This window comes from Flavobacterium swingsii, assembly GCF_900111965.1.
Lineage (GTDB): Bacteria > Bacteroidota > Bacteroidia > Flavobacteriales > Flavobacteriaceae > Flavobacterium > Flavobacterium swingsii.
The window spans coordinates 20,721-32,933 of sequence record NZ_FOJT01000003.1 but is presented as its reverse complement, the minus strand read 5'-3'; the positions used below and the strand labels follow the sequence as shown (position 1 = coordinate 32,933).

The window sequence follows — 12,213 nt, the reverse complement described above, 5'->3', positions numbered from 1 at the left end:
AATTATTCTTCTTTTTTATTCAACATTATAATGGTTAATGTCGTTTCGATGGTTAGAAATAATAGGAAAAGAACTAGGAAATTCCATTTTTGAAGTGAATTGTGTTCGGTTACTTCTTTTAAAATTGAGCGACCAAAAACATAACAAACCATCATTTTAACTAATGTTAGTAACAAAAAAACATTTCCTACAATGTCGATATTTTTCTGTTTGACTTTAATTAATATTAATTCTATTATTATTGATGATAATCCGAAAAACAAATACAATTGCTCTAACGAATAGATAAAATTATTTTCATTAAATTTAAAAACAGAAAAAATAAATTTATGAATTAGATAAGTTATCCCAACGATTAGTACTAAAATCCCAATAGGTTTTATATTTTTTTTAAACATGGTTATGAGTTTTTTCCTATTTCGTTTACTTGACGATACACATTGTATAAAGCCAAAAACACTCCTACTAAAGTGAAAACCTTATAATAAAACACTTTTTTGTTTGCGTAATTTTCATCTAACCAAAAACCAAGTTTGTAAAACACAAAAATAATTATTCCCATTTGTATTGGAATATTAATGAGTGCCAGCCACTTGTTATAATTCTTTTTTTCTTGGTTATTTTTCTCCATGTGCAGGCAAAGCCGGTTTTGAAGTCGCTTTCATAATACAAGATGCACTAAAATCAGCTCCAGGTTCTACTGATAATTTCCCACAGGTAACTTCGCCATGAATACTTGCTTTGTTTTTTACACTTAAAATATCCTGAACCACGATTTTCCCTTTTACCATTCCTTCTACATCTACATTTTGACAAGAGATATCTCCTGTAACACTTCCTGCTGGGCCTATTACTAGTTTCCCTTTTGATGTAAAGTTTCCTATCAGGTGTCCGTCTAATCTAAAATCGGCAATCGATTCGATATCTCCTTTTATAGTTGTTGCTTCGACAATTCTGTTGGTTTTTCCGAGTAATTCGGTATATGATTTGGTGCTTTTTTCAAACATGTTTTGCTATTTTAATTCGAGAAATTGATTGTAATTTTTCTTGACTTGAATCACTGAATAATTTTCGCTAGAAATCACTTGGGCTGGAGTTACAATTTTATAATCTTTAGTTTCTTTAAGAATATCTACAAAAAATTTAGAATATTCCTTCGATTTTATTCCATGTACAACCACAAAATTTTCGGTTTCGTTATACACATCATAAGAAACTGAAAAAGTATCATATTGTTTTTCTTTGATGTATTTGTTTATTTTTTCGATTAATGTTTTGGTATCATCTGCATCTCGAGCGCCAGCTTTATATAAGATTTTCCAGTTTTTAGATAATGTATCGTTCTTGAAAGTCATTTGCTCCAAGGTTGGAATACTTACCTTAAGAATATCTTCGGCTTGTTTTCCTTCTTTTGTATTTGGAAAATTTAAGGCAACAAAGTTTAAAGATTTCTTGTATTCATCGACTCCTTTTAGTTTTCCTATTGTACTCGATTTTAGTAACTCAAATTTAGGAATTAAATCATCGCCAGCAAATTGCGCTAAACTTTTCTCGATAGTTTCTAAAACCGAAACATATTCTTGGTCGCTAAATTGCTTATAAATAGTTTTATAAACTGCTTCTGGCGTTTGCGCAATGGCGGTTTCTTCTACAATAGTTCCACTTAATATTTGCGCGTATCTTGTGTTTGGATAATTTGTAATTATTTGATTTTTAACAACCTCCGCTTTGGTTTTATTTGTAATCTCATAAATTTTGTACAAATTATACATCGATGGCAACACCAATCTTTCTTCGGGTTTATTCTTTAATAACGTCTCAAATTTAGAAGCTGACAATGCGTATTCTTTAAACTTTTCTTTATAAATAACACCCAGCTGATAATTTGCAAAGTTTCTTTCTCTTGCCAGACTGTCTAATACTTTTTGTGATGTTGGAAGCTGTTTTAAATAAAAATCTGCTTTCATTTTTTCCGAAACTTCTTCAGGTTTGGTATTTGTATTATTGGCAACGACTTCCTCAGGATTTTTTATCTCCGAAGATTGGGCAGACCATCTCCAATTGTCGTTGAGCGTTCTCTTTCCCCATCTTTTTAAGAACGTTACTTTACCATAATTTACAGTAACAGGATTGTAAAAATAAAATGCATTGTCGTTTGCGCTATCAAAACCAACTCCTGGAGGCATTAAAGACGGCTCACCTGGAACGCTTTTTGGTTTATTTTTACCTGTGTCTATATCTTGAATTCCTGAATTTGCATTTGCTGTTTTTTGCTTGGCTTCCAGTAATTTTTTTGCCTCTTCTTTGGCTTTTATTTTTGCAATATAATCCTCAAAATAACTTTTTCGGTCATTTTCAGAAAGGGCAACTATATTTAAAATACTATCGTTATGTTGCACAATTCCTTCGTACTTGATAACATCTACAAGGTTTTCTCGTTTTTTTACAATGGTAAAATATTCTCTGTTTTTCTTTACCAATCTAGTAAGTGTGCTGTCATAATATTGTCCAGCCATTAGATATTTTGTCTTATCGAAGTAAATCGTAGCCAAGTTTTTATAGGTTGTCGCTTGCAAATAAGCATCTTCCGATTTAGATCTTAATGATTTATTGTAATACTTAATGGCTTGCTCTTTTTTATTCAACTTATCATAAAAAGCTGCCATTTGATAGTTTAAAATATCATGATGCGGGCGATTTTCTCTGTCTTTAAAAAGTTTAGCATATTTTTTTAGGAACACCACCGTGTCTTGTGTCTGATCTACCAATTCAGATTGTTTTGCATGTGCTTGCATCACATATTGTTTGGGAGATTTTCGCTTCATTTCGATAATTTCTTGAAACTCTGCGTAGGCGCTATCTTTATATTGTAATGATTGGTACAATTGCCCCAGAATAAAGTGGTAACGTGCTTTTTCTTCTTTTATTTTAGTCGAAACCAATGCTTTTTTTAGCGGTGCAATGGCACTGTCTTTTTGCTCTAAATTAATGTAGGCTTGCGACAAAATTGCGTTTGCATCGGCAAAAACTTGTGGTTTTATTTTATTATTTTTTAGGAGTCTTTTGAGATTTTTAACCGCTAATGCATCATTTTCTAATCTAATATTTGTTTTTTCTCTCCAAATTTTAGCTTCATATATTTTGTCAGAATTAGCATATTTGTACAAAATATAGTTAAAAGCTTCTAGAGCGGGAATAAATCTTTGGTCATAATAGCGCGATTTTCCTAGAAGTACGTGCGCTTCATCCATTTGTGGGTTTTTTTCCTTACCATCAATATTCATCGAATGTTTCTGGATTGCTTTGGTTGCTTTAGTTTCGGCGCGTTCAAAATTTTGATTTTTTGTCTTCTGTCCTGGCAACATCGTTTCTTCTACAATTTGCATTCTTTCTACTGGCAAAATTTGCCAAAAATCATCTTTATATCCACTTTTTAAATCATTAATACCCAACTGCAAAGCTACATCGCCGTTGTATAAGGTATTGTATTTGGTGTTTTTATTGTGCCATTTCCTATTTACAAAAGAGTTTTTCTTTGTAGAACAGGCTACAACTAAAATGAATAAAAGTGAAAAAGAAATGTATTTTAAACTGTTTGTTTTCAATGTAAAAGGTTTTTAAATATTAACTTCTAAAAGTTAAATTTAGTATAATGACTGGTAAAAATACGTTTCTTTTTTAAATTCCGAAAATAAAGTATTTTTTTAATTTTTTGTAAGTTACAATAATATGTCAGTCGTGTTTCTTAATTTTGCTAAAAAGAATCACATATGTCTACCTTTTACAAACTATCTATACAAGAAATAAAAAAAGAAACTTCTCAGGCGGTTTCTATCCTTTTTAATGTTCCACTCGAATTTAAAGATTTTTATAAGTTTGATGCTGGACAATACGTAAATTTAAAATTAACATTAGATGGCGAAGAAATTCGTCGTGCTTATTCTATCTGTTCTTCACCAAATAGTGGTGAGCTTCGCATTGCTATTAAAGCTATAAAAAACGGACTTTTTTCGAAATTTGCCAACAACGAACTAAAAGTTGGAAATATTATCGAAGTAGGAACTCCTGAGGGTAAATTTACGTTCGAACCCAATGCCGACAAGCAAAAAAATTATCTGGCTTTTGTGGCTGGTAGTGGAATTACGCCTGTTATGGCAATTTTACAATCGGTTTTATTACAAGAACCTAAAAGTACTTTTGTATTGGTTTTTGGAAACAAATCTGCCCAAGAAACTATTTTTCATGATAAATTAATCGAATTACAACAAAAATATTTAGGTCGATTTTTTGTTCATTTTGTGTATAGTCAATCTAAATCCGACGATTCTCTTTTTGGAAGAATAGACAAATCTGTCGTAAATTTTGTGATGAATAATAAACATGTTGGTACCGCATTTTCGAAATTTTATTTGTGTGGTCCAGAGGAAATGATAAATCATGTAAGCGATGTTCTTAAAGAAAAAAATGTTGCCGAAAAAGATATTAAATTCGAATTATTTTCTGCTTCTACCAAAGAAAATGCGGTAGATACTACAAAAAATGACCATACAAAAATTACAGTTTTAGTAGATGGAGACGAAGCTACATTCGAAATGTCATCGAAACAAACCCTTCTTGAAGCAGCTCTAAAACAAGGAATCGATGCACCATATTCTTGCCAAGGCGGAATATGTAGTAGTTGTTTGGCTCGTGTAACAAAAGGTACTGCCGAGATGAAAAAGAACTCTATTCTTACTGACAAAGAAATTGCCGAAGGGTTAATTCTTACTTGTCAAGCACACCCAACATCGAGTGAGATTTTTGTAGATTATGATGATGTTTAACTAATTATAATATAACTGTTGTTAAAAAAAAGGAGCTTAATTAAGCTCCTTTTTTAATGAAAATTATCCTTTTATCGGTAAATTTTGTGTTTTTATCGAGTTTATTGATTTTTAGCATAATAGGTTAAAAATGATTGTATTTTTGTCGATTTTTCAATAAAAAACAAACTAAACCTAAACTACTACTATGTCTCTTTTAATTTTTAAACAAAAAACGAAATTTACCTGTATTTTCTTTTTATTTTTAACAACTATTTTAAATGCGCAAGTTGGTGTTGGAACCACAACTCCAAATGCCGCTCTCGATGTAGCAGCAGGCGCAAATAATTACGGATTACTTATACCTCGTGTAGCGCTAACCGCTACAAATGTAGCAGCACCAGTTAAGAATCCAGCAACAGGAGCTTATCTTACAAACTCCGTGGCAGAAATAGGAACTATGGTTTTCAATACAAATACTACGGCAGGAACTTATGGTGTAATTCCTGGTATTAATTTTTGGGATGGCACAAATTGGGTTTCGCAAGTGCACCGTTATTTTGATGCAAAATTTGCACAAAATGCAAATTTAACAATAGCTACAAGTGCTTCGACTTATACAAATGTTCCTGGGTTGAATGCGAAATCATTTGTTGCGCCTTACACAGGAAAATATTCGATTATTTTTACAGGTTATCTTGGTGCTGGAACCGTAGATGTAAATTCTGGAAAAATGGGGTTTGTAGAAGGCAATTTTAAACTCACTGTAAACGGAACCGATTATAGAAAATATACACACTCTACTAGTTTTTACAATAGTGACACATCTGTCGATTATTTAGAACTTTTTAATGAAACAAATATAAATATAACCGTAAGTTTAACCGCTGGACAAACTTGTAATTTGAATGCATCATATTGGGGAGTTGCTGATGATAACCTTACCGAAGCTAATCCGCACGTAATCGGGAATAGCACAGCTTTAGGTAATTATTCTGAAATTAACGTAATGTATATCGGAAGATAATTTAACTAATAAAATAGAAAAGGAGCTTAATTAAGCTCCTTTTCTATTTTATTTACAATCGTTTCTGGCAAAATAGTTCGCATCGCATCTTCATAATCTGCGACTTTTTTGTTCCCATAAACTGATGTAGGTAATAACGGATATTTTTCTCTATCAGATACCAATGCGCTTTCTAACGGCTGATTAAATGGTGAAAAACCGGCAAAAGGATGTGTTGCTCCCCAAAGTGTAATTACTTTTATACCCAACATTGCAGCAATATGTGCGTTTCCAGAATCCATAGAAAGCATGATGTCGAGATTCGATATTAAATCTAATTCTTCCTGGAAAGTTATTTTTCCTGCAATATTTATTACATTTTTGTTGTCTTTTGAAAGTAAATCTAAAACTTCAATTTCTTTTTTGCCACCGCCAAAAAGTAAGATTTTATAATCATTATTTTTAGACAAATCGTTTATGGTTTCCTGAATCAAATCTAAAGGATAAACCTTGCTTTCATATTGTGCAAAAGGTGCAATTCCTATCCATTTTTCGTTTTTATTTCCAACAATTGAAGTTGTTTTTTGAGATAGAATGGATTTGTTTGGAAAAGTTGGATTGCTTAAATCGATATCAAAACCTAATTTTATAAACGTATCACAATGCACACTGAACATTGTTTTTAGTGGTTTAAAAATTTTATTTTCAGCTCTTGTTAAAGCTTTTTTATCAGCTCTTCCTTTGTTTGAAGCGGCTACTTTTTTTCCTATTAATGCAAAAAAGGTTCTAACTATTTTAGATCTTAAAACATTATGCAAATCGGCAACAGCATCAATATTTAGTTTTTTTAAATCTAAAAACAATTTTACGAGTCCTAAAAATCCTTTATGACGATTATTTACATCAATACCAAAAAAATTTACGTTAGGAATTGTGTCAAAAAAAGGTTTGAAAAAAGGTCGAGAAACTACCGTGATTTTTACTTCTGGATGTTGCAAAACAAAGGCTCTTAGAACAGGAACTGTCATAGCAGCATCGCCCATTGCCGAAAGCCGAATTACTAAAATATGTTTAATTTTTTTTGACAAAAAAATGAGATTTCTCCTTCGTCGAAATGACAAAATGTGGTTTATTTTTTATTCTGATATAAAACAGGATTTAGCTCGTCATCGTTGTACATTTTCATTTGTTTGTACACTTTCATGTATTTATCTCCAGCTTCAATATCTGTTAATAAATCATCTATTGCGGTGGTTAAATCTTTCTTTTGTTCTAACAAAACATTCAACTTTTCTTGGCATTTTGCTCTATGATCTGCCGAAGCTTCTTCGCGAGTTGCTTCTTCGTTCATATGGTAAATTTTAAGTGCCAGAATAGACAACCTGTCAAATGCCCAAGCTGGACTTTCAGAATTGATTTTTGCTGCTGGTTTTACATTTACCGAAGCATATTTTTGAAGAAAATAACTGTCTATATATTCGACCATATCGGTACGAACTTGGTTAGAAGCATCGATTTTTCTTTTAAGAATCAAAGCTTCAACTGGATCGATATTCGGATCACGAATAATATCTTCATAATGCCACTGAACAGTATCTACCCAATTTTTAGCATACAATAAATGTTCTATTTTTTCCTTTGGATAAGGATTTTCGATTGGCTGATTTACATCATCAAATTTGTGATAATCATTGATGCTTTGTTCAAAAATTGGGAAGGCAAATTGTGAAAACATAATTTTTATTAATTTATTGAATACAAATATACTTTTTATACCTTTATCAAACCAAATTAACAGTTAATTTTCACACAATGCACATTCATTATATCTCAGAAGAAAACAGTATTCTTAATCATTTTTTAGCACAAATTCGTGATGTAAACATCCAAAAAGATAGCATGCGTTTTCGTAAAAATATAGAACGTATTGGCGAAATAATGGCTTATGAGTTAAGTAAAACTTTATCTTATAAAGACATTGAGGTTCAAACACCACTCGGAATAAAAAAAACCACTACTATCGCTGACAATGTGGTTTTGTGTTCTATTTTGCGAGCTGGATTGGCTCTTCACACTGGTTTTATGAACTTTTTTGATAGTGCTGAAAACGGATTTGTATCGGCTTATCGTCATCATTATAACAACGATGATGCTTTCGAGATTCTTGTCGAATACCAAGCTGCACCATCTTTTGGAGGGAAAAATTTAATATTAATAGATCCGATGTTAGCCACTGGTCAATCGTTAGTTGCTGTACTAAATAAACTTCATTTAGAACAAAAACCAAAAGAAATTCATATTGCTGTAGTCATTGCTGCTCCAGAAGGAATTAAATTTCTTGAAGAAAATCTTCCCGAAAACTGTCATCTTTGGGTTGCTGCATTAGACGAAAAGCTGAATGAAAAAAATTATATTATTCCTGGTCTTGGAGATGCTGGCGACTTGGCTTATGGTGATAAACTATAACAACTGAAGCACAAAAGTTAGAACACTAGCTGTTAGAATTATCCCTAAAATAGTTTCTTTTATCCAATATTTATTTATTGTTTCTAAATAGTTTGTTAGCATAATAGACACTGGCACAAAAGTATAAATAAGAAAACTATTGTCTTTATTGGGTGAAATAAAGAAAACTACCAATCCAATAATAAACGCAAAAATCATTTTTCGATACGACGCTTGCAGGTTAGATAATTTATTTCGCAATATAAAAATCATACTTACAAAAGCGACCAAAGCCGTTGTGACATATATAAATAAAGCAATATTCTGAAAAATTGTTTCTATGTATTTCAAATCAAAATCTATTACTATTTGTGATATATAATTTTGAATAAGATTTGGATTGTAAATTAAAGCGCCTAAAACCGAAATTACTAAAACTGTAAAAAATGCAATAAACGGAATGGTCCAGTTTCTGTAATCTCTAGAAACGTGAAAAATAATAGACAGAAAAACCAATAGTATAAATAAAATACACCAAAAATTAAACAAACTGGCAGTAAAAATCCAAAAAGAAGCATCAAATATTTTTTCTTTTGGTGTGATTAGCGATTGCATCGATATGAGTCTTCGCAAGGCCAATAAAATAAATAAATTTGAGATAATTATTGCTCCATTAGATAATGTTTTGGGAAACAAAATCAGAAAAACAAAAAACAAAAAAAACGTGTAACTATTGTCTTTGCTCAATCCGTTCTTTTTTGTGATAAAATTTGTTATGTATAAAGAACCTATCAATAGCAATAACAAAACTACTTTTTTTCCTATTTCTAAAGTTGAAATGGTGTTGAAATTAGATTGAAATTGAAACAATAAAAAACATAAAACCAACAAAGTGGTTATTAAAATATAATTTATTGGTCGAGATTTACTAAAAACGCTTGTTATCATGAGTAAATTTTATACTTTTGTGATTGTAAATATAATACATAAAAAAGATGAAATCATTTTTTGAAGGAATACAATGGTTATTTGATAATATAATTTTAGGATTACACGAAGTTTTACGTTCATTAGAACTTAGTAACTGGTGGTTGGCTAATCTTATTTCGTGGGCATTTATAATTATTTGTTGTTATTACACATGGTATTGGACAAAACAACTACAAGCTCACAAAGACAATAACGAAGAAAACCAAGATACTACGGCTCACTCTTTCTTAAAGTAAGTCGAAACCAATATCTTTTCTAAAATACATCTTATCAAAATCTAGCTTGTCTATGTTTTGATAAGATTTTTTTATGGCTTCTTGAAAATCATTTCCAAACGAAGTCACCGCCAAAACTCTTCCACCGTTACTCACCACTTGTCCATTTTCGGTCTTTGTTCCTGCATGAAAAACAATAGAGTCTTCTATGTTTTCTAATCCAGAAATGACTTTCCCTTTTTCGTAATCTTCAGGATATCCACCAGAAACAACCATAATTGTTGTCGCGCTTCTAGAATCTATTTCTAGTGAAACTTCGTCTAATTTTCCGTTTCCAACAGCTTCAAAAAGTTCTACTAAATCCGATTTCAATCTCGGAATAACCACTTCCGTTTCTGGATCGCCCATTCTTACGTTATATTCAATAACAATTGGTTCGCCTTTTACGTTTATTAATCCTATGAAAACAAATCCTTTATATTCTATTTCATCTTTTTGTAAACCAGCAATTGTAGGTTTTACAATTCGAGTTTCTATTTTTTCTAATAAAATAGCATCTGCAAACGGAACTGGAGAAACGGCTCCCATTCCACCTGTATTTAAACCTGTATCGCCTTCGCCAATGCGTTTATAATCTTTGGCTGTTGGCAATATTTTATAATTTTTTCCATCAGTTAATACAAAACAACTCAATTCAATTCCGTCAAGGAATTCTTCGATAACCACTTTAGCGCTTGCGTTTCCAAACTTGGCGTGAACCAACATGTTTCGCAATTCTTCTTTGGCTTCTGCCAAATCATGAATGATTAAAACTCCTTTTCCAGCTGCCAAACCATCTGCTTTTAAAACATATGGCGGTTGTAACGTTTCAAGGAATTGGCAACCTTTCTCGACTGTTTCTGCCGTAAAACTATCATAAGCTGCAGTTGGAATATTGTGTTTTACTAAAAATTCTTTAGCAAATTCTTTACTTCCTTCTAATTGCGCTCCTTTTTTTGATGGACCAATAACTGGAATGTCTTTTAAAATTGAATCATTTTTAAAAAAATCATAAATCCCAAGAACCAAAGGGTCTTCTGGACCAACAACAACCATCGAAACTTTTTCTTGAACGACAAAAGCTTTTATAGCTTCAAAATCTAAAATATTTAAGTTTACATTCGTTGCTATTTGAGCTGTTCCGGCGTTTCCTGGTGCCACAAATAGTTTAGAACATTTATCAGATTGTAACATTTTCCAAGCTAATGCGTGTTCGCGTCCGCCAGAACCAAGTAATAAAATTGTCATTGTGTGTGTTGTTTTATTTCGCTGCGCTCCATACAGTTCGGCTACGCCTCGAGTGTTGTGGTGCAAAAATAGCTTGTTTTAAAAAGAATTTAAAGCTAATTGATGGAAAAGTTTTAGATTTTAGTATTTTTGAACAAAATAGCTTTTCTTGTGTTCAACCTTTTCAATTTATCGCTCAAAATAAATGGTTTTCCAATAAAGAAAGCTGTTGCTGAATTTGAAAAAATTCAAGCAGTTTCTGATGTTGAATATGAAAATTTTACCATTCAAAAAAGAAAAGAAATTGTTGATTATCATTTAAAAAACAACAAATCTTATCAAGAGTTTGTTGGGAAAATATCTTTTCAAAATTGGGCTGAACTTCCAATAATGACCAAAAAAGATTTTCAGAAACCTTTATCAGAAAGACTTTCGGAAGGATTTACGATTAAGAATGTTTATGTAAATAAAACTTCCGGTTCCAGTGGTGATCCTTTTATTTTTGCGAAAGATAAGTTTTGTCATGCGTTAACTTGGGCAAATATCATCAACCGATTTGGTTGGTTCGGAATCGATTTTAATTCGTCGCTACAAGCACGTTTTTATGGAATTCCGTTAGATTTTATTGGAAATAAAAAAGAACGGTTGAAGGATTTTTTAAAGAAAAGTTATCGATTTTCGATTTTCGATTTGTCAGATTCAGTTCTTGAAAAAGTATTGTTAAAATTTCAAAATAAAAAATTCGATTACATCAACGGTTATACTTCTTCCATAGTTTTATTTGCTAAATTTCTTCAGAAAAAAAACATTGTTTTAACATCGGTTTGTCCTAGTTTAAAATGTTGTGTTGTCACTTCAGAAATGTTATTTGACGAAGATAAAATTTTAATGGAAAAACAATTTGGCGTTCCAATTATCAATGAATACGGGGCTTCCGAACTGGATTTAATTGCTTTTCAAAATCCAAATGATAAATGGCAAGTAAATTCGGAAACATTATTTATAGAGATTTTAGACGACGAAAATAACATTTTACTCAACGGGAAAGAAGGCCGAATTGTGATTACATCGTTATACAACAAAGCACACCCATTTATTAGATATGATATTGGAGATATTGGAATTTTAGACGAAAAAAGCACATTCAAAAAACCAATTCTAAAGAAATTAATTGGCAGAACTAATGATGTTGCCATTCTTCCAAGCGGAAAAAAATCACCTGGATTAACGTTTTACTACGTAACCAAAAGCATTATTGAAGACGACGGAAATGTAAAAGAATTTGTGATAAAACAAACCAAAATCGATACTTTTGAAGTAGAATATGTAAGCGAAAAAGAATTAACTGAAAGTCAAATTCTGAATATTGAAAAAGCCATAACTACTTATTTAGAAAATAATTTAAGTTTTACATTTATTCGAAAAGATAAATTAGAGCGAAGTAAAAGCGGAAAATTGAAGCAGTTTGTTTCATTAATAAAATAAATAT

At 31.3% G+C, this 12,213-nt stretch carries 13 protein-coding genes; 5 read left to right on the top strand and 8 right to left on the bottom strand.

Annotated elements, in window-relative coordinates:
• Positions 1-2: 2 nt before the first annotated feature.
• Genes BM053_RS05265 through porW form a run of 4 tightly spaced genes read right to left on the bottom strand, consistent with a single transcriptional unit; the run spans position 3 to position 3,605 of the window.
• The gene (locus BM053_RS05265) at positions 3-398 is read right to left on the bottom strand and encodes a hypothetical protein (protein WP_091474832.1); all 396 of its coding nucleotides are present in this window, start codon (positions 396-398) and stop codon (positions 3-5) included.
• A gap of 2 nt (positions 399-400) precedes the next feature.
• Positions 401-631, bottom strand: a complete 231-nt coding sequence (locus BM053_RS05260) for an AtpZ/AtpI family protein (protein ID WP_091474830.1) — start codon at positions 629-631, stop codon at positions 401-403.
• Positions 618-1,007, bottom strand: a complete 390-nt coding sequence (locus BM053_RS05255) for a bactofilin family protein (protein ID WP_091474828.1) — start codon at positions 1,005-1,007, stop codon at positions 618-620. The genes BM053_RS05260 and BM053_RS05255 overlap by 14 nt, the downstream gene beginning before the upstream one ends.
• A gap of 6 nt (positions 1,008-1,013) precedes the next feature.
• A complete protein-coding gene (porW, locus tag BM053_RS05250) occupies positions 1,014-3,605 on the bottom strand; it encodes a type IX secretion system periplasmic lipoprotein PorW/SprE (RefSeq protein WP_091474826.1) in 2,592 nt (863 codons plus the stop codon).
• A gap of 165 nt (positions 3,606-3,770) precedes the next feature.
• Between porW and BM053_RS05245 the strand changes: the two genes are divergently transcribed.
• Complete coding sequence (locus tag BM053_RS05245) at positions 3,771-4,823, top strand: ferredoxin--NADP reductase (RefSeq protein ID WP_091474824.1); 1,053 nt, start codon at positions 3,771-3,773, stop codon at positions 4,821-4,823.
• A 187-nt stretch (positions 4,824-5,010) separates the two neighbouring features.
• Positions 5,011-5,829 (top strand): hypothetical protein, encoded by an 819-nt coding sequence (locus BM053_RS05240; protein ID WP_091474822.1) that lies wholly within the window; start codon positions 5,011-5,013, stop codon positions 5,827-5,829.
• A 26-nt stretch (positions 5,830-5,855) separates the two neighbouring features.
• On the opposite strand, the gene BM053_RS05235 is transcribed toward BM053_RS05240, so the two are convergent.
• Together BM053_RS05235 and BM053_RS05230 are read right to left on the bottom strand one after the other, a co-directional pair.
• Positions 5,856-6,851 carry a glycosyltransferase family 9 protein gene (locus BM053_RS05235; RefSeq protein ID WP_167357315.1) on the bottom strand — a complete coding sequence of 332 codons (996 nt, stop codon included), beginning with the start codon at positions 6,849-6,851 and terminating at the stop codon, positions 5,856-5,858.
• An 86-nt stretch (positions 6,852-6,937) separates the two neighbouring features.
• Positions 6,938-7,543 carry a DUF4254 domain-containing protein gene (locus BM053_RS05230; protein ID WP_091474819.1) on the bottom strand — a complete coding sequence of 202 codons (606 nt, stop codon included), beginning with the start codon at positions 7,541-7,543 and terminating at the stop codon, positions 6,938-6,940.
• A gap of 77 nt (positions 7,544-7,620) precedes the next feature.
• Here BM053_RS05230 and upp point away from each other — a divergent pair, with 77 nt between their 5' ends.
• Positions 7,621-8,274 carry a uracil phosphoribosyltransferase gene (gene upp, locus BM053_RS05225; protein ID WP_091474818.1) on the top strand — a complete coding sequence of 218 codons (654 nt, stop codon included), beginning with the start codon at positions 7,621-7,623 and terminating at the stop codon, positions 8,272-8,274.
• Here upp and BM053_RS05220 read toward each other — a convergent pair.
• Entirely contained in the window at positions 8,269-9,201 is a 933-nt protein-coding gene (locus tag BM053_RS05220) for a DUF6427 family protein (RefSeq protein ID WP_091474816.1), read from the bottom strand. The two genes, upp and BM053_RS05220, sit on opposite strands and share 6 nt — an antisense overlap.
• Before the next feature lie 47 nt (positions 9,202-9,248).
• On the opposite strand from BM053_RS05220, the gene BM053_RS05215 reads away from it, so the two are divergent.
• Positions 9,249-9,479, top strand: a complete 231-nt coding sequence (locus BM053_RS05215; RefSeq protein ID WP_091474814.1) for a DUF6341 family protein — start codon at positions 9,249-9,251, stop codon at positions 9,477-9,479.
• Here BM053_RS05215 and purD read toward each other — a convergent pair.
• On the bottom strand, positions 9,471-10,745 hold the full coding sequence (purD, locus tag BM053_RS05210; RefSeq protein WP_091475599.1) for a phosphoribosylamine--glycine ligase: 1,275 nt from the start codon (positions 10,743-10,745) through the stop codon (positions 9,471-9,473). The two genes, BM053_RS05215 and purD, sit on opposite strands and share 9 nt — an antisense overlap.
• 150 nt (positions 10,746-10,895) lie before the next feature.
• Between purD and BM053_RS05205 the strand changes: the two genes are divergently transcribed.
• Entirely contained in the window at positions 10,896-12,209 is a 1,314-nt protein-coding gene (locus BM053_RS05205; RefSeq protein ID WP_091474812.1) for a phenylacetate--CoA ligase family protein, read from the top strand.
• The last annotated feature ends 4 nt before the right edge of the window (positions 12,210-12,213 follow it).